Genomic DNA, 22,944 nt, shown 5'->3' on the forward strand with positions numbered 1-22,944 from the left:
CCGCGCCGTCTTGCCGGTTTCGCCACCCAGACCAATTCGGATGAAAAACAGATGAACAATGGCCGTCAGTGTGCAGCGCGTTCACCCGCCAGCGGACGCAGGAACATGAACCCTTTCAAACCGGCACCCATCGCCCACGCCGTGCTCTTGCTGGCAGCGGCAACGGCGGTCCAGGACGCGCGAGCACAACAGGCGTTCAGCCCGGCTTGGTTCGTCAGCAAGGGCGCGACGCAGAACAGCGCGGCAGCCACCGGGTATCTCCCCAATGGGACGCCAGCGGCCTGGCTCAGCAATCCGGCCCAGCAGCAGCAACAGGCCAACCTGCAGCTACAGCGTTCATTGGACAATCTCGGCATGCTCGCACGCGGCATTGCCGCCCAGCAGGCAGCACAGGAAGCTGCGCGCCAGGCGGCGCTGGCCAATGGCGGCAACGTACCGGATGGCCTGGCCGAAGGTGGATTGAAGGTTGACACCAATTCGCTCACGCGCGGCTGGCTCAACGCTCGCGCGCCCACCCAGTCCAGCGGCGACGGCCGCACCGTGGTCAGTATCGAGCAGACCGCCGACAGGGCGATCCTGAACTGGGAAAGCTTCAATATCGGCAAAAACACCATCCTCAACTTTGCCCAGAACGCCAACTGGGCGGTACTGAACCGGGTCAATGATCCGCTGGCGCGGCCGAGCCAGATCCAGGGCCAGATCGCCGCCAATGGCACCGTACTCATCGCCAACCGCAACGGGGTAGTGTTCAGCGGCAGCAGCCAGGTCGACGTACGCAATCTGGTGGCGGCCGCCGCCAGGATCAGCGACGCCCAGTTCAGCAACCGCGGCCTGTATGTCGATACCACCGGCACAGCGCCCAGCTTCACCGATGCGGCTGGCAACCTGGTGGTGCAGGCCGGGGCGCGGATCACCACGCGCGCGCCGCAGTCGGCCATCCAGGACGGTGGCTACGTTCTGCTGATGGGTAGCGAAGTGAACAATGCCGGTCGCATCATGACACCCTCGGGCCAGGCAGTCCTGGCGGCCGGTGACAGCTTCACCATCCGCAAGGGTGTCGGCACCGATGCCAACGCGGGATCCACTACGGCCGGCAACGAAGTGTCGGCGACGCGCACTTCGGCCAGCGGCGCGGTGCTTAACAGCGGCCTGATCGTCGCATCCACCGGCGACATCACCCTCACTGGCCATCAGGTCACCCAGGCCGGCGTGCTGCTGTCGAGCAGCTCGACGGCCAAGCGCGGCACCATCCACCTCTCTAACCGCGCCAGTGACGGCAGCGGCAGCGTGACCGTGGCCGCGGGTTCGAGTACGGCCATCCTAGTGGACGACAGCACGACCACCGCGCTGGACGGCCAGCGCGATGCGCTGATACAGGCTAGCGGCGTCGGACGCGGGAACTTGGTCAACGGGGTGTTTGACAACCTCAGCACGGTTGCGGACCGCAAGGATCTTTCACGCATCGAAATCGTCAGCGGCAGCACGGTGCAATTCGAGGGTGGCTCAATGACCCTGGCCACCGGAGGCGAGATCGCCGTGAGCGCGCCGATACGCAGCCTGGTCGCCGAGGGTGCCACGCTGGATGTGGCCGGGGCAGTCGGGGTGCGGCTGGCCATGGAGAGCAATAACCTCGCCATCAATGTACAGGGCAACGAGCTGCGCGATGCGGCTGTCAACCGCGACGCTGCGCTGCTCAACAACAGTACCTTGTGGGTGGATCGCCGCACCCTGGTGCGCGTGCCGGCCGGTACCAACGGCTATGCCGGGGATCGCTGGTACACCGCGGGCGGACTCTTGGAAGTCAGCGGTTATCTCGGTACCACCGGCCATACCGCGGGTGAGCGCATGGCACAAGGCGGTTCGATCACTGTTACCGGTGGCGATTTCGTTACCCGCCGCGGCTCCAGCATCAACCTCTCCGGTGGGTCGCTTGACGTGGCCAGCGGCCTGATCCGCCAGAGCTGGCTCAAGGGAGCGGACGGCAGGCTCTACGAGGCCAGCCGTGCGCCGGGCGACATGCTGTATGACGGCCTCTACCGGGGTTTCGAGGAGACCCACGTACGCTGGGGCAGCAAGACCAGCGAGTATTTCTACAATCCGCTGATTGCCCCGCAGACCCGTATGGAAACCGGGTATACGGTCGGCCGCGATGCCGGGCGACTGATCGTGGCCACCAACAATGCCGTGCTGGAGGGCAGCGTGGTCAGCGAGACGTATCAGGGGCCGCGCCAGACCAAGGCAGCACAGGCCGATCTGGACGGTTACCGGCAATCCCACTTCTCGGCGGCACAACGGGCCCAGTTGATCGCCGGCCAATACCTCCCCGTCTATGATGCCACCCTGGGAGGCGTGCGCTACACGCTCAAGGGCCTGGTGGAGCAGGTCAGTCTGGACAACGGCAATGCCGTGGCCGACAGCGTGGCGCTGCAAGACCCCGTGACTGCCTCCCGCCAGGGCAAGCTGATCCTCGATAGCGCCGCCCTGACCAACAGCGGATTGGGCGGCCTGCGCATCGCCGCGACCAAAGAGATCAAGGTCAACCAGGCGCTGCAGCTGGCTGACGGCGGCGAGGTCGTGCTGTTCGCCCCGCTGGTGGACGTAGCGGCCAACCTGACGGTGCATGCTGGCAGCATCCGGCTGGGTAACGTGCTGCTGCAGGTCCGCGACAATGGCTTGATCGTTGACAGCGTCGCCCAGGCCGGCGCAGGTGGCAGTGCCGGCGTTACCGTGCAACGCGGTGTGCGGCTGGACGCCTCGGGTCGCGTTGGCGATCTGACCCAGCCAGGCGGTGACCAGGGCATGCTGGCCTATCTCGATGGCGGTCTGATCAGCATCCGTTCTACCGACGATGTGAGGCTGGTGAGTGAATCACTGCTGGATGTGTCCTCGGGTGCGGCGATCATCGGCAATGGCAAGCTCAGCGGCGGCAAGGGCGGTTCGGTGCAATTGGGGGCGGGACTGGCTGCGAACGGCTCGCCCAAGGTCGGCGCCACGCTCACCATGGAGGGCGACGTGCGCGGTTATGGCGTGCGTGGAGGTGGCAGCCTGCAGGTCGAGTCTTCCAGCGCGGTAGTGGTCGGCAATCTGCAACTCAAGGCCGGCGATGCACTGCAATTCGACGTCGCCCTGACGGAGGATTACCAGGTGCGCGCTGGCGAAGCGTTGCCATTCGCGTATGCGCTGCTGACTGATCATGTTCCGGCAGGCAGCATCGTGACGCAGGACTCCGGCGGGCCGCGCATTCGCGACCAGAACAACCAGACCATCTGGTACACCCTGCAGGCGGACTGGACGCCGCCGCTCATTACCAACCAGTATGGGGCGTTCACTCTTGAGTCGGCTGATGGTACCCGCTACAGCTATTCCTTCTACGACCAGGCCTCGCACCCGCCCATCCCCAAGGGGACGGTACTGCGCCTGACCAATTCCATGCCTACCGGCTGGGTAGTCCCCAAGGATGTGTTCCCCAACGGAATCGAGGTGGTATGGCAGTCGATGATTACCTTGCCGGCGGGCTCGCTGGCGCCGGCGGGTGGGGTACTGGTTCCCGCCGGGACACGCCTGGCCGCTGGCACGGTGCTGGCGCGCAATGCAGGCGTCACCGGGCCCACCCGGATTGGCGCGGACCTGTTCCAGAGCGGGTTCTCGCGTTACGAAGTACGGGGCTACAACGGCCTCATCGTGGCCGACGGTACCGCACTGGATGTGCGCATGCCGGTATTGCCGAGCGACGCCGCCTTATGGCGTGACGCCAACGCGCGTAAGCAGGTTCCCGCAGCGCTGCTGCCGCCTTTGTTCCAGGCTGATCCGGCACGGCGCACCGTAGCACAGCGCCTGGGCGCCGATGTCGTGCTCGCGGCAGGGGTAGGGGACACGACCGGTGACGTCTCAGGCGCGACCGGCAATATTTCGGTCGGTGAAGGAGCGCGTGTAACGGTCGACCCAGGTCGCAGCATGAGCTTCTCCAGCCAGGGCAGCCTCACCGTGAATGGCTTGTTGCAGGCCAATGGCGGCAGCATCAGCCTGTTCGGGCCGCGCAGGATCACCACGGTCAGCCTGGAGCAAGGCGGTATCGTGGGCGATGGCGCGGGCGGTTCGCGTGCCATCTTGCTGGGCGAGCATGCGGTCTTGGATGCATCGGGACTGGCCTACGTGGTGGACGATGGCAGCGGTCATCCGTATGGACGCGTGAGCCCGGGCGGCAGCATCATCGTCGGCGGAACCTTGCTCGAGTCGGCCAGCCGGGCCTTGCCTTCTGATGCCTTCGTGGTATTGCGCAAGGGTGCATCGTTGCAGGCATCCGGTGCGGCCGCGATGCTCGATCTGGACGGCCGGGGTGCGGTGCCGGTGGCCAGCGACGGCGGCAATATCCAGCTGGTCTCGGCCAATGGCTTGTATCTGGACGGCACGATGAACGCCGCCAGCGGCGGGACAGGCGCGTCTGGCGGTACGCTCACCGTGGCGCTGGAAGCGCCGAATTACAGCTCGATAAGCAATGGCGTGGTGGCCAACCTGCGTGACCTGGTACTGACGCAACGCGCCGAGGGAGAGACTACGAGTCTGCTGCCGGGCCAATGGAAATACGGTTACGCCCGCTTGGGCATGAACCAGGTTGCAGACGGCGGCTTCAGTAGCCTGCGGCTCTACAGCAACGGCGCGCTGAGTTTTGCGGGCGATCTTTCCCTCTCCCTGACGCGCGAACTGCGCCTTTATTCGGGTGGGATGGGGATGGCTGACGGTGTGGCAAGCGGACGGGTCGTGCTGGCGGCTCCCTATGTGCTCCTGGCGGGCATTACCGACAACGGTGCGGCGATGGACTTCCATACGCGGCCTTCGTACCAGGGAGGCGTCTCGACTGCCCCCACGACGGCCACCTTGGAGGTGAAGGGCGATTTGCTCGACATCAAGGGCGCTGTCACGCTGGGCCTGCAGGCCACCAGCGGCGTCACGGCGGTCAATCGTGCCGGATTCACGCAGGCCACCTTAGACAGCGCCGGCGACTTGCGATTCGTCAAGGGGGCTCGCTTGCGCAACGGCGCTTTCACCGATGTCGAGTTGAATTCCTCCGGGGACATCATCCTCAAGGCCGGCCAGATTTATCCTGCCACCGGCACCTCATCATCGGTGACGGCAGGACGCCAGCTGGTGAGCGATCTTTCGCCCGATGGTCGGCTGCTGATCCAGCGCCACGACGCGCAGGGCAGTGACCCTGCGGTACCCGACAGCCTGTTCGGCTCGATCACCCTGGCAGCCGCCTACGTCGAGCAGGGCGGTGTGGTGCGGGCACCGCTGGGCTCCATCAGCCTGGGTACCGCAGGTAGCCGTGGCAGGAGCCGTCAGATCACCCTGGCACCAGGCAGTCTCACCTCCGTCAGTGCCGCCGGCCTGCTGATGCCTTATGGCGGCACGGCCGATGGTGTCAATTACCTCTACCAAGACAACAACATCGCGCTCAAGGGCATCAACGCGGGTGGCAGCGTTCAGATCACTGGCGAACAGATTGCCGTTGAGTCTGGCGCAAGGCTCGACCTGAGCGGTGGTGGCGATGTGCGCGGGGCAGGCTTCGTGTCCGGCCGTGGCGGGTCCAGTGACGCCAGGTTCTCTGCACTGATGCAGGTGGGTGCCAATGGTTTCAGCCTGCCATCGCTGTCCTCCAATCCGGTCTACGCGATTCTTCCGGGCTATGCCTCCGCCTACGCCCCGGCCAACGCCGAAGGTGCCGTGGATCCGCGCATCGGTCAGCAGGTCCATATCAGCAGCAATCAGATCCCAGGCCTGGCCGCCGGCGTTTACACGCTGCTGCCGTCCAGCTACGCACTGCTGCCAGGCGCCTTCCGCGTGGAAATCAATGGCGACGCCAAAGCACCTCCTGCCGGCATCGGCGTGGCCATGCGCAATGGCTCCTATGCCGTCTCCGGCCAAGTGGGTACGGCCAATACCAGTGTACTCGCCAATGTGCCAAGTCAGCTGATCGTGACGCCCGCCAGCGTGATGCGGCGCTATGCGCAGTACAACGAAACCAGCTACAGCGATTTCGTGTTGCAGCAGGCCGTCCGGAACGGGACGGTGCGCGCAGCTTTGCCTGCGGATGCGAAATCACTGAACCTCCTCTTCAGTTCCAGCAACGACCAGTCACTGCGTTTCGCCGGCCAGGCGGACTTTACGCCGGGGGAGGGTGGGCGCGGCGGGGAAGTCAGCATGACTTCCCAATATGGCGGTGCGATCGAAATCCTGGCCGACGGCGCCGTTCGCAGCGCCGGATTCATCGGGCTCTCGGCATATGCGTCGGACCTCAACCGCATCGGCGCCGCACGCATGGTCATTGGCGGAAGCCTGCTCTCGACCTACGGGCTGGCCAGCAACGGCAGCAATCAAAGCAACATCATCGAGATTGACAGCGTGGCGCAGTCCGTCACCTTGCGCAATGGCGCCGTGCTGCGTGCTCCGGAAGTGTTCCTGGTCACGGGCCAGAGCGCGGGCGGCATCGTGATCGAAACCGGTGCCGGTATCAATACCATCGGCAGTGGCCGTGCCGCACTTGGCAGCGACAGCGGATTCATCTACAAGCCCGGCGCCGTCTCCTTGTTGGCTGCTTCCAACGCTGACCTGAGCGTGCTGCCCCCGGAGGCAGCCAGCGGCGGTAGCGGTGGCGGTGGCGCCATCCTCATCGGTGGCTGCGGCGTAGTGTGCAGCGGTACCACCGAACTGTATTCGGAGGGCAGCCTGGTGGCCGCCACACGGGGCGATTTCCAGCTCGACGAGGCGGTACGTTTCGGCACGCGCAACCTGGTGCTGGCGGTGGGCAGCGTCAATGCCGGCAGCCAGGCAGAGCTCGCTGCTGCTGCGGCACGCGGCGTGCTCACTTCAGGCCTGACCCTGAACCAGCAGATCCTGGACCGGTTGCTGCGCGGCGACAGAGCCTACGGCGCACCGGCACTGGAGCGCTTGGAGTTGAGCGCCGCCGAATCCTTCAACCTGTTCGGCAGCGTCGACCTGAGCACGCTCGATCCTGTGACCGGCCAGTACCGGTTGGCCAATCTGGTGCTGTCCACACCCGCCATTTACGGCTACGGAACGGCCAGCGATCTGGCCTCCATCAGCACGGCCAAGCTGACCTGGGCCGGCTTGGCTGGCAATGCACCGGCCCCTATCGCCGGCGGGCGCGGCAGTGGCAGCGGCCAGCTGGCAATCCGTGCGGACCAGATTGAATTCGGTGTCGATCCCCATGGTCGTCCAAGCGGCCTGGATGATTTCGCCCGTACCATCCTTGGCTTTTCCAGCGTACGGATGGCGGCCAATGATCGCATCAGCGGCAATTCCAAGGGTTCGCTGTCGGTCTACCAGTCGCAGTTGTCAGGCGCCGGAGGGCTGCAGTACCAAGGCGGCAACCTGACCCTGGAGGCGCCCCTGTTGACCGGTGCTCCCGGTTCGATCAATCGAATCACCGCCGGTGGCGCTCTGCAACTGGTCGCGCCCGCCAGTGGTGCGGCCAATGCGGCGACCGCGATCGTAGGTACGGGTGCTGAACTGAGCCTGAGCGGCAACACCGTCAGTATCGATACCACCGTGGCCCTGCCCAGCGGCAAGCTCAGTGTTAATAGTGAGGGCGATATCCGCCTGGGCAATGCGGCCTGGCTGGACCTGGCCGGTCGGGAAATCAGGCTGTTCGATACCAGTCGCTATTCCTGGGGCGGGGATGTGAGCTTGCAAAGCCGCAGCGGCAACATCCTTCAGGCGGCAGGCTCGGTGATCGACCTGGCAGCCAGCAACAATAATGCCGGCCAGCTTTCCGCGATCGCGCTGGGCGGTACCGTGGACCTGCAGGGCAGTTTGCTGGGCAGCAGCAGTGGTTACTACGATGCCGGCGGCACCGTGCTTGCCTATCGCGCCGGCAGTGTGGAGCTGCGTGCCCTGGCGCTGGGCGGGGGCAGCCTGACGGCCGGTTTTGCCAGCCTGAACAACAAGCTCAATGCCGGCGGCTTCCTGGGTGAGCGCAGCTTCCAGTTCCGCCAGGGCGATCTGGTCATCGGCAATGAACTCAAGGGGCAGCAGATCAATGTTTCGCTGGATGCCGGGCAGCTTTTGGTCAACGGCCTCATTGATGCCTCCGGCGAGCAGGTCGGCAGTATCCGCCTGTTCGCCGCCAACGGGCTTACGCTGGCCGGTAGTGCAATCCTCGATGCACATGGCAGCAAGCTGCGGGTAGACAGTTACGGCCACATCATCGACAGTCCCAATCGGGCCGTCGTGCAGCTCGATGGTGGCAACGGCACATTGAGCCTGAAGGATGGTGCACGCATCGATTTGCGCCACGGTACCGACGCCAACGGCGGTGACGGCATTGCACGCGGAACGCTGGATCTGTTTGCCAGCCGTATTGGCGGTACCGGGAGCGCCAGCGACGCCGATGCGGCCACCTTCGGCGATATCGCCATCGACGCGCGTGGGGCAGTCACGATCCAGGGAGCCCGTACGATTGCAGTCTACGGACGCCAACGCTACAGCGATGCCCCCTTTGGCAGCGATCCTGCCGCCAGCGGACGGCCCTATCAGGTGATCGACCAGGCCTATCTCGATGGCAAGCACGCAGAGGCCAGCCTGTTCATCGATCATGCGCTGGGCAATGCCAATCTGCTCAACAACAAGCTGGCTGGCCTGAACAATGCCTCTTACCGCCAGGCTTTCCGGCTGCGACCCGCCATCGAGATCGTCAGTGCCACCTCACAAGGAGACCTGGTCGTACAGGGCGACCTCGACCTGTCCGGGCTGCGCTACAACAGCCTCAACCCGCTGACTCCCAAAACCTCCACCTCCGGATCCGGCGAGGTCGGCATGCTAAGCCTGCGCGCCGGTGGCGACCTTTCCATCTTCGGCAGCATCACCGACGGCTTCGCTCCGCCACCCGATACCCCCGATGATGACGGCTGGGTCCTGCGCAGCGGCGTGCAACCCTTCAGCGGCGACGTTGTGGTGCCGCGTGCGGGTGTGACGCTGGCCGAAGGTACTGTCTATCCGGCGGGCAAGGCGCTCAACTACGCCATCACAGCCGGCAATGTGACCCTGCCGGCCGGTACCGTCCTGCCGGCAGCGTTGACGCTGGACCGCAGCTTGGCACTGCCATCAGGCACGGTCCTCGATGCCGATGTACGGGCGGCTGATGGCAGCGTCCTGCTGGCTGCCGGCACGATGGTTGGCTCCGCCGGCTTGACCTTGCCGGCCGGTGTCCAACTGCTGGCGGGTATCCGTCTGCCGGTCTCCATGACCAGCGCCAGCCTGACCTGGCCCAAGGGCGCGGTCCTGCCAGTCTCCATGACCCAACTGGGGGCAAACGCCTTGCCAGTCGGCGCGCTTATCGTTGCCGGCACCAACGTTGTCCTTCCATCCGGTGCCGATTCGGTCAACCTGCGTCCGGCCGATGGCAGTGGCCGCCAGGCCCGCAACTGGGCGGTCGCGCAGATGCTGCCCGAAGGATCGCAGTCGTGGAGCATGAGCCTGGTGGCAGGCGCCGATACCACGGCCGCCGACGGGCGGATTCGCAATACGTTGCGCAGCGGCGACCTGATCCTGGCCGATACCCATTATGTGCAGAGCCGCGTCGGCGGAGCCACGCCCGCTGTTCTGAATTCAGCGGGGGTCGACGCGATCGTGGCGGCTGCGGGCGGACTGCCCCCCGGAATGAGCAACGCCGATCTGGTGGGCAAAACCAAGGAGGAGATCGTTGCGCTGTACGGAGCGTTGTCTTGGGATGACTTCGGACTGGGAGCAGACTTCTGGAATGCGTCGCAAGGCTTCATCCAGCTTGGCCTGACCTTGCAAGGCGCCAATGCCGTGATCGCTGCCGCGGGCGGGTTGCCGCCCGGCATGAGCAACATCAGTGAACTGGTGGGCAAGACCGAACCCCAGCTCATCACCTTGTACATGGCAACCAGCTGGGCTGACTTCGGGTTCGCAACCGACTTCTGGGCATTGGCGCAGGGCAATGGCAGCCTGCCCAGCCAGACCCCTGTCGCCAAACCGAGCGCGCCCATCGTTAGCGTGTTACGTACCGGCACCGGAGATCTGCACCTGGCCGCTGGCGGCAACTTCAGCATGCAGTCGCCCTACGGGGTCTATACCGCCGGTACCCAACGAACACTTGGCAATGCCACGCTGGACGCGGCCTACAACCAGCCACGCGGCAACATCAACAACGGCACCGTGCTGGGCACCGATACGGGCCCGCTGGCGGCGGATTACGAGCGACTGGTCGCCGGCCCGGGACGTCTCTACCAGGCCTGGTATCCCGACGGCGGCGGCGACCTGCGGGTAGATGTCGCAGGCAACCTGACCGGGGACTCCTGGACCACCGGTACCCAGTCGACCGGCTGCAGCAGCAGCGTGGGTAACTGGCTGTGGCGCCAGGGCAGCGGCGGCACTGCGCTGGCGGCAGACGTACCGACCGCTTGGTGGATCAACTTCGGTACCTATGCGTATCAGCAGCCCTTGAATGGTGCGGTCGGGCTCTACTGGCCGTCCGTCGTTGGCTTTACCGGTTTGGGTACGCTGGGTGGCGGCAATGCCAGCATCCGGGTCGGGGGCGATGCAGGCATCGTCAGCGCCCGCTCGACAGACCTTGTGGCCGCCACGCAACCGGGGCGTACCCAGGGCCTGGTACTGGCCGTAGGCGGCAGTGGACGAGTGTTGGATGACGGCGGGCTAAAGCTGACCGGCGGCGGTGACATGGATGTGCGCATCGGTGGCGGCTGGAACAGCCATACGGAAGGCATGCTCACGCAAGCCGGAGTCGGCATCGCGCGGGCGCATGAGTCCTATGGTGCGCTGGTGAACCTGCGGGGCGCTACCGCCATCAGTGCCAGCCAGATCGGCGCGATCGAACTCCAGTACGGTGCGCTGCAGGACAAGCGTGAACTGCGTGCGGCCGATCCCTACACGGCGACCACATCCAAGGCTTATGGCGGCCTCATGCTGGTCGCCGGCGACACAGGCGTGCAGGTCTCCAGTCGCGGCGACCTGGTCATGGGCGGCGTGGCCAACGCCGGCCTGGTCGGCACGCCGAACGGACAATCCTTCAGCGCTGCCGCGGGCAGCGACGAGTACGGCACGACCTGGTTCAATTTGTGGACCGATCGTACCGCGCTCACGCTGCGCAGTGCCGGCGGCAACCTGGCCCTCGATACCCGCGCCACGGAAAGCGTGCTCGTTGGCTCGGCCACCAAGTGGGACTTCAACCCCAGCGGTGGCTGGTTCCTGCTGCCGGGGCAGGTGAGTGCGCTGGCGGCCAGCGGCAGCATCTTCTACGGCAGGTCAGTAGCCAGTCAATTGGCTGAGCCGCCGGCGAATCAGTGGAACAACGGCGGCCTGTTGCTGGCGCCGCTGGGAGAGCGTCGTATCGAACTGCTGGCTGGCGGCTCGATTTACGGGTCTGGCTATGCCATCAGCGTTTCCGGTGCCGATACCTCGGCCATGGCCAGCATTCGCCGGCCGGCCTTTGCCGGACTGACCCAAGCAGGTAACGAGATCATCAGCAACGTCTCCATGGACTCCGGACTGCTTGATGCGATACACCTTCCTCTGCTGGCCTTCGAACCCAACACCGTCGCAGGCTCCGCCGGGATTGCAGCCAACGCCTCGGCACCTTCGCGCTTCTACGCTTTGCAGGGCGACATCATCGGCTTGCGCAGCGGCTCGGTGGTCAGCTACACCAATGGTGTGCGTGGCGGCCAGACCGATTATGTCGGTGCCGGGCCGATTGCAGTGAAAGCCGGGCGCGACATCGTCTATACCGGGACTCGCCTGGGCGATGCCTCGGATTATCTGTACGGGATGACGCGAGACGATATGCCGGCCATGACCAGCGGCAATCTGGTGGTCCATACCAATGCTCGGGATGTTTCCGTCATCGAGGCGGGTCGCGACATTCTTTACGCCAGTTTCCAGGTAGCCGGTCCCGGCACATTGGAGGTGTCGGCGGGGCGAAACATCATCCAGAACGACAAGGCCAGTCTCAACAGCATTGGCCCGGTGGTACGTGGTGACAACCGACCGGGTGCGGACATTGCTGTGCAAGCAGGCTTGGGCGCGATGGGGGCGAGTTACTCTGGTTTGCTGGCGCGCTACCTGGATGCTGCCAACCTGGCGCAAGGGGGCGTGCCGCTGGCCGACCAGCCTGGCAAGGTGGCCAAGACCTACGAGGCCGAGCTGGCAGCCTGGCTGGCTGACCGGTATGGGTTCCAGGGCAGGGGAGAGGAGGCGCTGGCGTATTTTGGGGCACTGGCGCCGGAGCAGCAGCGCATCTTTGCCCGCCGTGTCTATTTTTCCGAATTGCGTGCGGCCGGACGCGAGTATAACGATGCCGAGAGCCCGCGCTATGGGAGCTATCTGCGCGGACGCAATGCGATTGCGGCCATGTATCCGGGGCCGCGCTACCAGGGCGAATTGTTGTTGTACGGTGCGGCGGGCATCCATACTGACATCGGCGGCAATATTGAGGTACTTACCCCGGGTGGCGGCCAGACCTTCGGTGTGGAAGGCAGCTCGCCGCCCGCATCCGCTGGCCTGATCACGCGGGGGCGAGGCGACATCTCGTTATATTCCATGCAGAGTATCTTGCTGGGGCAGAGCCGTATCATGACCACGTTCGGAGGCAACGTGCTGGCCTGGTCCGCGCAAGGCGACATCAATGCCGGACGCGGCGCCAAGACCACCGTGATCTACACGCCGCCGCGCCGGATTTATGACGGTGTCGGTTCGGTCACCATTTCGCCGCAGACGCCGGCGACCGGAGCGGGTATTGCGACACTGGCGCCGATTGCCGAGGTGCTGCCGGGAGATGTGGATCTGATCGCACCGTTGGGCAAGATCGATGCGGGTGAAGCTGGCATTCGCGTTTCAGGCAACATCAATGTGGCCGCCTTGCAGGTGGTCAATGCGGCCAACATCCAGACTGAGGGCAAGTCCAGCGGGCTGCCGGCGATCGCGGCGGTGAACATCGGTGCGCTCACCAATGCCAGTGCCGCGGCCAGCAACGCAGCCATGGCTGCCCAGGATGCGGTAGCAGGCAGTCGTGCTGCAGCACGCCAGAATCTGCCGTCTGTCTTTACCGTGCGGGTACTGGGATTTGGAAATGAACCAGTGAGCAGCAGCGAGCGGCCGGCGGCGGATGTTGCTGCGGGATTGCGCAATACAGGAGCTGACCGTCAAAGCCCGGTCCAGGTCATCGGCCTGGGTTCCACGGTAACTGCCGCACAGCGGGCCAGACTGACGGAACAGGAGCGGAGGGCGTTGGATGCTGTACGTTGAGCATTGAGACAGGAAGGCCCGCAGATGCTTTTGCGGGCCTTCGTCGTTCAGCAAGCAGATGTATCGCACATGCGTTGGCATATGATGGGAGGTTCGCCGTTGCGGCTAGGCAAGGGCCGCTTGCCAGCAAAAACTAAATAACATTTTACGAGTCTTCAATGTTGTTTGTTCAGGAGTGCAGTAAGTGACTGATTAACAGATTTTTTTCTTGCTCGGCAGTTAGTTTTGTTCACGAAAATATGTTCATAACCGCTGGCTCTCAATTCGCGGTCATTTCCCTGGATTTCCTATTTCATTGCCGGTTAAAGTGTCGCTACCAATGTAACGTTGCCAATAATTCTAGGATATCCCTAAACCGATGAAATTAGATGACGCCGAGATTGATCGACAACACTGCATAGCCATCGTGCATGAGTATCAGCGCTGTCGCGATTCGTTCACCTTATTTGAGTCGGCCGCCACCCAACTTATTATGGGTGGGCAAAATAGGCTTATGTCCTACCGTGTGTTGATTTGCTCGCAGATTTGACCCTCTCCATTTGACCCACCTTCCATTGCCTGCTGAAGGCAGCCACCCGGTCATACGACCCCTCGTATCCCAGCTCTCTTAAGTCCAGGAACATCTGTTTCAGGGTCCTTCTTTGCTTCCGAGATTTGACCGCCTCTGCGCTGAGCCAAGCGGAGAGCCTGGCGGTGAAGTCATCGAGCGAGCTTGGCGAACGCCTTGCTGGATAAGCAGGTTCGCTGACATCGGATCGGATGTAGCGGCGAACTGTGTTGCGGGATATGTCGAGCCTGCGGGCGATTTCCCGAATTGAGATGCGGTCTCTGATGTACCAGCGTCGAATAATTCCAAGTAGGGCCACGTCTATCACTCCGTTCTCCCGCTCGCTGTCATGAGCAGGATTGTGGTCTAAACATGGGTCAACTTTGGATGCAAATTTCCTGGGAAATGGAGTGAACCCTCGGGCTGGACCAAGGCTAGGAGATGAAGTGATACGCTTGTCGAGCCTTCTCAGGAGGAGCGACATCATGGCATCACGAGGTCCATATCGGCGGCACAGCCCGCAATTCAAGATACAGATATGCAGCGATATTCGCAGCGGCAAGATAGGGCGACGCGAGGCGCTCAAGACTCATAACTTGTCGGCCAATCTCATGCAGATGTGGCTAGGGCAGTTTGATCGCGGTGAGCTGGATGCAGAAGATGCTGCTGCGTCGACGGTTGCAGAGTACGAAGCACATATTGCCGCGTTGGAACGGAAGGTAGGCCAGCTGACGATGGAGTTGGATCTCCTCAAAAAAACGCCACGGCTACGACTCGTCAGCAACAGCGAGAACTCATCGATCATCAGCGGCCCCAAGCCTGCTCCATCCGACGAGGATGCCAAATGATCGATCTGCCGCGTAGCACCTACTATTATCAGCCCAGGCCGGCTACTGCCGTACTCGGTGATGCTGAGCTGGCCCATCTGATAGAAGACATCCACGATGTATTCCCGGGCTATGGCTATCGTCGAATCACGTTGGAATTGAGGGCACGCGGGCATGTGGTCAATCACAAGCGCGTAGCCAGGATCATGCGTGAGCATGAGGTATACGGCCATCATCGGCGCAGGTTCAAGCCGGCGGCCGGCACTGAAACCGACGTCGCCGTCTTTCCTAATCACTATCAGAACATCATTCCAACGGAGCCAGATCGTGTCTGGATTGCCGATATCACCTACATCCGAATAGCATCCGGCTTTATCTACCTGGCCGTTGTTTTGGATGCTTGCAGCCGCAAGGTAATCGGCTACGCTTTATCTAAGCGGATAGACACGCCTTTGGCCCTGGCCGCGCTGACGGCCGCCTACAGAATTCGCAAGCCGGCGCCCGGCACCTGCATTCACCATACGGATCGTGGGTGCCAATATGCCAGTGCCTTATACCGGGATTCTTTGGAGGAATTTGGTCTGATAGGATCGATGAGTGCTCCAGCCAATCCATATCACAACGCCCAGGCGGAAAGCTTCATGAAGACGCTTAAGGTCGAAGAGGTTTATCTGGCCGGATATGAGAAATTCGACGACGTGGCAGCGAGACTGCCATACTTCATCGAAGAGATTTACAACGAACGGCGTATGCACTCGGCGCTGGGCTATCAATCACCTAACCAGTTCGAAGCACAACTTGCTCGGCAAGCGGCTTAGTTTCTCGACCAACCTTGGTCCAGCCCGAGGGGTTCACTCCAAAAGTGGGTCAGTTTTCAATGCAAATCAACAAGATCATTACGAATCGTGTTGTACGCCTTGTACTGCCGCTTGAGCGCGAGGTAAAGAAATGGCAGCAACACCGGTTGCGGCGGTGTATCTCGAAACAAGACTGGAATACGGCGGCCATTGGACAGTCGGCAAGGGATTATTCGCATGGCCGTTATGATAGTCGGCAGCAACCTTATGACAAGTCTTGATTGAAATCAGAAGGGAAAGGCATTTTAAATCAATGGCTTATATTAAATTATGAACATTTCATACATAGGGTTCTATGTTATGGCCTGCAATTTGGGAAACATAACCAATACATATACTTAGCCGGCCATAGTACTAATCTTGTAAATCTCGACTTCCCTTGAACCCTCAGTATTCCTTGAATTTGCCGAGGCTCGGCTTACACTTTCAGTACCAATGGCTGGTACTGATTTTGTAAATTACGCGCCGAAAGTACCAATTTTGTAAATTCAATGACGATCCCCGCCTAGCGAGGTGAGCGTATGGATGATGGGGATGTGCAACGTGGCCGTAGTGTCAAGGGCCTTTCCGATAGCGCCGACCTATCTCTCTGGCCGTCGGTAGACATTGCTGCGCTTGCAGAAGAGCACCGCTTGGACTTTCTTAAAAGAAAGCACGCGGTGATGCTTTATCTCAGCGGCAAATCTTACGATGAAATACGCGCCCGATGTGGTATCGGCGGAATCCAGGTCTATCGACTCATTCGGGAGCGCTGTCTGGCAATTCATCCTGACGGTCGTTTGTACGGATGGCGTGCTCTTATTCGTAATCAGAATATCAAGGGGTACAACCGCCAAAGACCTATGACAGTTGATGATTGGGGGCGCGGCACATCCGGGGCGCTTCGACTTGCATTCGATCGCTACCCTCAAATCAGGATTGATTTTGAGAAGCGAATTCTGAAGGCCAGTTCAGAAGTACGCCTGACTGAATCCAAAAAACCGAAAAAAGCACTGTGGCAGTGGTTGCTGACGCAGTTCCGTAGGGAAGGGATTGAAGCTCGAGGGGAATGGCCTTTTAATACCAAGTATATTGGATACGCCGCCATTCGTCGTTTTGTTGAGCGAACAATGGAAAATAATCCCGCCAAAGCAACCTTGGCGATTGGTGGTGCGGATCTTGGGAAGAAAGCCAAAGCCGGAGATGGGACCGGGCGTCCTGTACTGAGGGTGTTTCAGCGTGTGGAGGTTGATGCCCATAAGCTGGACGGCAGATTTTGTGTGATGGTTCCTCAGCTGGACGGAGATGCGACTCCTAAGATCGTGCATCGGCTTTGGGTAATCGTTATTTTAGAAGTCCTAACCAGAGCAGTGCTTGGATACTATTTTTCAATGGGAAAAGAGGTCTCCAAGTCAGATGTACTTCAAGCGATCAAGATGTCACTCAGTAAGTGGAAGCGGAAACAAATTACTTTTTCCGACGAAGCCTATACCGCAAACGCTGCGCTTCCATCTGGTTGCAGTGATCGCTTCGTGGGCATCTGTTATGACGAGTTTAGTGTCGATGGGGCTTTAGCAAATACTTGCAAGACGGTGGAAACACAACTAAGAGATATTGCTGGGACAGTGCTTGTGACCCCTAATAACAGCTATGCGGTACGTCGTAGTAAAGATGACCGCCCCTTTATTGAAAGTTTTTTCACAAAACTTGGGAAAAACGGCTTTCAACGCATGAGCAACACAACCGGAGGGAAAGCGTCTGAAAATCTTGGTAAGTCAGGTGAAATGATCGCCGTGACTAGTCAGTTCCAATATGAATACGCACAGGAACTGATTGATGTATTTATCGCTAACTACAATGCTTCCCCTCACACAAGTCTAGGTAATCGCTCGCCGCTAGAAGTGCTGATTTACCTCAGCGGTCGGGGCGACTTCAATCCTCGGTATGCGGATCCAATGGATGTTAATTGCATTTTCAGCGTACGCAAACCATGCACGGTGAAAGGGGGATATAAAACTGGCCGGCGACCATACATCAATTTTGAGGGGAGCCGTTATTCAGCTGATTGGCTCGACCGCCGGCAAGATCTAGTCGGAGAGAAAATATGGGCTATCAATGATGATGAATATAACGCATGCGTCATCATGGTTTCGACCTCAGACGGCGAAATTCTTGGCCACCTACGTGCCCATCCTCCTTGGCACCTGACTCCACACACTCTGCGTGTTCGTAAGCAGATAAATTCCCTCGTTGCCAGAAAAGTCATGCATTTGGCTCAAAACGTCGATCCAGTATTGGAATTTCTTGATTTCGCTGAGTCTTGCCCCAAAGGGAAACTACCTATTCATCCTGCTTACCTTGAGGCACGAGAGGCTTTAGTCCGTTCCCATCAAGACGTAGTGGATCGGAATCAGCTAATCAGCGAGAAAATCGATGCACTTATCGCGGACTCTCGCTCATCCAATCCCGGAAAAAAATCTCGCTCATTCGATAAAACTGGGTCAGCTGCGACAAATGCAACGGCAGATTTTGCGTCGACCTCCCCAAGCCAATTACCTGCCCGACGCAGAACGGTTGTTAAATAGAGGCATGAAATGGTCATGAAGGTGCCTCCCCAACATCCCATCCTCTCCAAGCAATATGCCATTTTCACGCCGGCGATTGACCAACTTGCAGAAGTAATCGGGGACTGGATTGAAGAGCAAGCTACAGGTGGCTATATCTGGGGGCCGTCTCGCTATGGAAAATCCAGGGCAGTTCAGTATTTCCTTAGCGAGATTCTCAGCGAGAGATTCGGGAAAAAGATTCCCCTTGTTATTGTCAACCGCACTATGGCTCATAACAGCGCAGGCGCTTTTTTTTCGGACGTTTTGCGAGCGGCTGGTCAGAAGTATTGGGGTTCCCGGCAGACACCTCGCAAGAAGGAGCAAATGGCAATTAACTGTTTTCTTGCCCTCGCCAAAGGTGGTGCGTCCAACACCGCAATACTACTGATTGACGAAGCTCAAACAATGACAGATAAGGAGCTAATCTGGCTCACTGGGCTTCAAAATGAGATAGAAAATGCTGGAGTGATGTTAACCGTAATTCAAATCGGGTCTCATCAACTGGATTATGTTCATTCAATCCAAGCGCTCACAGGAAATGCGCATGTGTCAGCACGTTTTTTTGTTCGCTCAGCGCAATTCCATGGCATTTCCAGCATCGAACAGGTGGAATATGTGCTGATTGGCTATGAGAATGATTCTGAATGGCCAGCAAACAGTCGCACGTCGTTTACCGAAGCATTTGGGATGCGGCCCGGCCAACTTACCTCCTTATCTCAAATTTTATGGGAGACATTTGTCAAATTCTTTCCCAAGGAGTACATCGAAATGCAGGCCAGTATTGAGATTCCGATGCAGCATTTTGCTCGTACTGTGGAAGCAATTCTGAAGGCCAATGCAGCTGGTGAAAATTGGGACGAATTATGCTCCGAAAAGTCACTTGCAGAAATCATCGCGAAAACAGCTCTTGACCGCCATCTCCAACTTGTTACCGCGGCCTTCCTGCGTAAGAAACCTGGCAGGGGGCGGGTATGAGAATAAGATCGGCCTATCAGGAGAAAACAAAATCCACCTCTTACAGGGTGGCCTGGGGCGACTGGGCCAGCAAGGATTTTCAGTCGGTATGGCTTACCCTGCACCGTTTTGTAGTTCTCAACGGTCCGACGTTAGATGAATTTCAAGCTGATTTTTGCAGCCCCATTGGTGAAAAAAAACTTGCCCAAAGACCGTGGGTTCAAGTTCCAGGAAAGCTTCCAATCAATCTGAGCCGTGTAGCTAGACTCTGTCGGATCTCCATCAACGACTTGAGGTTTTCCCACCTAGGAGGGTTGCCGCTGAAGGATTCGCTCTTTCTTCCCAGTCTTCGGTTTTGCCCAAAATGTCTGAATGCCGGTTATCACACTGTGCTGATGTCGCTAGAAGCCTTACGGCGATGTCCAATACACGACGAGTCCCTGGAAGATGCCTGCAAGTGCGGAAAGCCATTTCTTGACGGAATAGATCGATCCATCATTGGGGGAGCAGGTTTTTGCACCTGCAGAAGACAGGAGCTACTCAGCCTGCAAGCATCGCGCTCCCCAACGATCTCAAATGAAGAAGTACAAGTCTTTCGGGACTATACAAAATGGCTGACACGTTGTGGTGCCCATGTTTATTTGAAAGGCACGATCGACCAACAAGCCGAAACCAACAGGGCAATCCAATATTGGTCAAAAGTATTTCGGACTGAAGTTCCCTATGTGTTTGATAGCTGGTCGTCCTCAGAAAATCGTGTAGTCACGGTTCACCACACCTCCTTGAAGCGATCCTCCACGGAATTTGTCGACACGATAGTGCGGAATCTGGCCCAAAAAAAACGCTATCGATGGTATCGCCGTAAGATGTTGGGGGATTCACCTTGGGTAAGTACTAGAAGTACGTATTCCGCGATTTGTCGTTATCTAAGACGTCACGTTGTGCCACCGGTCCATCGATGGAGAACAGACCTTGAGAGCTTTTCCCTTCAGTACCACGTACCGGAGCAAGCAAGGAATAATCAGCTCATTAGAGCCTATTTATTCTTCTGCTTATATGGTGGCGAAACGAATTTTAAAAAATTGAACGGATTTCATAGTTCATCAAATAAAAGGCCTGACCCTCAACCAGCCTCACCTTTTTCTATGCCCAATTTTATTCCAAATTTTCTTGATAATTTTAGAGATGTGGAGGGCTTAAGGTGGATCCGCGATAGGGCCGAAGCGGACTATCTATGGATTTCTTGGAAGAGATGCGTTGAGCAAGCGGCGTCACAAGAGAATAATATAATTGAATTCGTGCGCGATCGTCCAAAAATCGAAGACAGTATTTCTCATTGGTCCGCTGGCTTAAAAAACGATCAATACGTTTTACGCATAGAGGCTCTTGGTTATCCTCAGGTGGCGCCTAGAAAGCGGCGCCAAGTAAGTAAAAGTGAGCGTCGAGATACTTTCTCCAATCAAGCTAAATGCAAGCTTAAGCAATTGATCAATTCATTGCCCAAGAGATGTCTAGTCTTCAAAGGGGAGAAGGGGTGGTCAACTGCTAGAGGAACCTTACCAAGGTTTCCCGTACAGCCATGTTGGTTCAAAAAAAAGAAATTGCTCATTAAAGGCAATCTCCCACAACTCCATTATGTAATTTTTCCAAAAGATGGGAAGTTTTTCGCTCGGACAATAGAACTCAATCTTGAGACGTCAGATATTTCATCTAGGACCGCGTTGGCCTTGTTAAAAATGGCTGTCCATAGAGCACAAGCAGCACCGTGATTCAATGGAAAAACTTGGCAACGGGCGAATATTGTTCTTGAATACTGTTCGACATAATAGCTCCTTAGATTTCACTGACTTCGACTTCTATCTGGCTCACTAATTGACTCGGAATATTGACCGTCACGCGCAGGCCGGATTGACTAGATTCGTCACGAAAGCCAAGCGTGATGCTTGCACCCAACCTGTCTGCGATGGCCTTCACGATCGACAAACCTAACCCAGAACCGATCTGACCGCTGCCCAGCAACCGGTGGAATGCCTCGAAGATGCGCGCTCGTTCGGCCACCGGGATACCTGGCCCATTATCTTCGACAATCAAGGCCACGTTTTTATCGTCAACTTCGATTGCAAGATCCACCTTGCCCCCATTCGGGGTGTAGCGAACGGCGTTATCAACAAGATTTCTGAGGAGCGAAAACAGATCGAGCTCGCCAACCAACAGGTGGGCATCTCGCTGACCATCCACGCCGATATCGATTTGCTTGGACTCGGCCAATGGCATCAGGTCCTCCAACACGCGGCGATAAATGAACTGGACGGAGATAGGCGTAGCCACGGCGGAAACGGATGATTGGGCTTTTGCCAACGCTAGCAGTTGATTGAGGAGGTTACGGCCTCTGTCGATTCCTTCCCGTAATGCGCGCAAGCGTTGCCTTGCCTGTTCGGACATGTCAGCCTCTTCCAACCTTTCCGCCTGCAGAGAGATGGCCGTCATGGGAGAGCGCAGTTCATGCGCGGCGTCCGCGACGAATCGCCGCTGCGAGGCCATGGATTGATCTATCCGACCTAGCAATCGATTGATCGCTACTGCAAACGGTCTTACCTCGACGGGGAAATGACTTGCCTCTACCGGATGCAATTGCTCATCCTGGCGTTGGTCCACTTCCTTGGATAATGCCGCAATGGGACGGAACATCTTTCGGATCAGATCGGCGACGATCAACAACAGGACGGGAACCAGAAGCAAGAAAGGCATGATGGTTCTCAGCGCACCGTCTCTGGCGATTTCGTTGCGAAAATCAGATTCTTGGGCGACAGCGATGCGTTCGCCGCCAGGCATCGTCTGAACCAGCACACGAAAATTCTCTCCCGCCGCATCAATGTCGTGCAGACCAACCGTCAACGTGGACGAAAGAGGAAGTGCTTCTTCAGCATCTATTTCCGCTTTGCTGGCGGAATAACCAAGATGTTGAACAATGACACGAGACTCTTCGTTCGAAGAAGCGTAACTGACCTCTGGCACAGGAGAAGCAGGCGAAAGTCGCTGACGCTCCATCAGGTGAGCGATTTGACGAAGCATATCGTCCTGTAATTCGTGCGATTCATCTAGCGCGGAAACGAATGAAAATACCCCCGCTACTATGGCTACTATTAAAATCGCCAGGCAAAGTATGACGGAGAGCTTCAACTGAACCGATTCGTTCAGCCGGCTTTTGAGACCATCCATCCTACCCCCCTGACGTTTTTGATGATGTCGCTGCCAAGCTTCCTGCGCAAGGAATGGATTAAATACTCGACCGCATTGCTTTCGACTTCCTCGTTCCAGCCATAAATTCTGTCTTCCAATTCGCTGCGCGACAGAATTGCTCCCGGACGCATCAATAATGCCTGGAGCAGAGCGAACTCACGGTTGGACAACTGTATCGAGCCTCCATCTCGCAGACTTGCCTCCTTGCTAGCCGGGTCGAGCGATAGCAGTCCATTGGTGAGTAAAGGAGAAGCGATTCCACCCTTGCGCCGCAAAACCGCGCGCATGCGGGCCAGCAGCTCGGCCATCTGAAACGGCTTGAGGACGTAGTCATCTGCGCCGCCATCTAGGCCTTGCAAGCGATCATCAAGGCCATCACGCGCCGTGATGATGAGCAAAGGAATTGGTATGTCTTTTGCGCGTATGCTCCTCAAAACATCTAACCCGTCCTTGCCAGGTAAGCCCAAATCCAGAAGAGCGATATCGTAGTGTTGGCCAGTGATGGTCGTGATGGCGATTTGTCCGTCCTTGATCCAGTCTACCGCGTACGATGCATCCTTCAAGGCGGCCTGAATCGCCTCACCAATCATCGCGTCATCTTCGACCAGCAGTACTCGCATGTCGCCTCCATTCGA

At 58.7% G+C, this 22,944-nt stretch carries 9 protein-coding genes; 6 read left to right on the forward strand and 3 right to left on the reverse strand.

Annotated features, from left to right (window positions below):
- Positions 1 to 105 precede the first annotated feature (105 nt).
- The gene (locus ACLRDN_RS12730; RefSeq protein ID WP_413460331.1) at positions 106 to 13,299 is read left to right on the forward strand and encodes a filamentous haemagglutinin family protein; all 13,194 of its coding nucleotides are present in this window, start codon (positions 106 to 108) and stop codon (positions 13,297 to 13,299) included.
- Positions 13,300 to 13,790: 491 nt separating this feature from the next.
- On the opposite strand, the gene ACLRDN_RS12735 is transcribed toward ACLRDN_RS12730, so the two are convergent.
- On the reverse strand, positions 13,791 to 14,333 hold the full coding sequence (locus ACLRDN_RS12735) for a winged helix-turn-helix transcriptional regulator (RefSeq protein ID WP_413456562.1): 543 nt from the start codon (positions 14,331 to 14,333) through the stop codon (positions 13,791 to 13,793).
- Here ACLRDN_RS12735 and ACLRDN_RS12740 point away from each other — a divergent pair.
- The 5 genes from ACLRDN_RS12740 to ACLRDN_RS12760 all read left to right on the forward strand — a co-directional run bounded on the left by ACLRDN_RS12740 (position 14,332) and on the right by ACLRDN_RS12760 (position 20,838).
- On the forward strand, positions 14,332 to 14,694 hold the full coding sequence (locus tag ACLRDN_RS12740) for a transposase (RefSeq protein WP_209568292.1): 363 nt from the start codon (positions 14,332 to 14,334) through the stop codon (positions 14,692 to 14,694). The two genes, ACLRDN_RS12735 and ACLRDN_RS12740, sit on opposite strands and share 2 nt — an antisense overlap.
- On the forward strand, positions 14,673 to 15,491 hold the full coding sequence (locus ACLRDN_RS12745) for an IS3 family transposase (RefSeq protein WP_413460389.1): 819 nt from the start codon (positions 14,673 to 14,675) through the stop codon (positions 15,489 to 15,491). Before ACLRDN_RS12740 ends, ACLRDN_RS12745 begins: the two co-directional genes overlap by 22 nt.
- Before the next feature lie 560 nt (positions 15,492 to 16,051).
- On the forward strand, positions 16,052 to 18,094 hold the full coding sequence (locus tag ACLRDN_RS12750; RefSeq protein ID WP_413456563.1) for a hypothetical protein: 2,043 nt from the start codon (positions 16,052 to 16,054) through the stop codon (positions 18,092 to 18,094).
- A 15-nt stretch (positions 18,095 to 18,109) separates the two neighbouring features.
- The gene (locus ACLRDN_RS12755; protein WP_413456564.1) at positions 18,110 to 19,090 is read left to right on the forward strand and encodes an ATP-binding protein; all 981 of its coding nucleotides are present in this window, start codon (positions 18,110 to 18,112) and stop codon (positions 19,088 to 19,090) included.
- Positions 19,087 to 20,838 (forward strand): hypothetical protein, encoded by a 1,752-nt coding sequence (locus ACLRDN_RS12760; RefSeq protein WP_413456565.1) that lies wholly within the window; start codon positions 19,087 to 19,089, stop codon positions 20,836 to 20,838. The genes ACLRDN_RS12755 and ACLRDN_RS12760 overlap by 4 nt, the downstream gene beginning before the upstream one ends.
- 64 nt (positions 20,839 to 20,902) lie before the next feature.
- Here the strand turns inward: ACLRDN_RS12760 and ACLRDN_RS12765 are convergent, their stop codons facing one another.
- Positions 20,903 to 22,288, reverse strand: a complete 1,386-nt coding sequence (locus tag ACLRDN_RS12765) for an ATP-binding protein (protein ID WP_413456566.1) — start codon at positions 22,286 to 22,288, stop codon at positions 20,903 to 20,905.
- Entirely contained in the window at positions 22,264 to 22,929 is a 666-nt protein-coding gene (locus ACLRDN_RS12770) for a response regulator transcription factor (protein ID WP_034302295.1), read from the reverse strand. Before ACLRDN_RS12770 ends, ACLRDN_RS12765 begins: the two co-directional genes overlap by 25 nt.
- Positions 22,930 to 22,944 lie beyond the last annotated feature (15 nt).

The sequence above is a fragment of the Herbaspirillum huttiense genome, from assembly GCF_047300815.1.
In the GTDB taxonomy this organism is placed as follows: domain Bacteria; phylum Pseudomonadota; class Gammaproteobacteria; order Burkholderiales; family Burkholderiaceae_D; genus Herbaspirillum; species Herbaspirillum huttiense_A.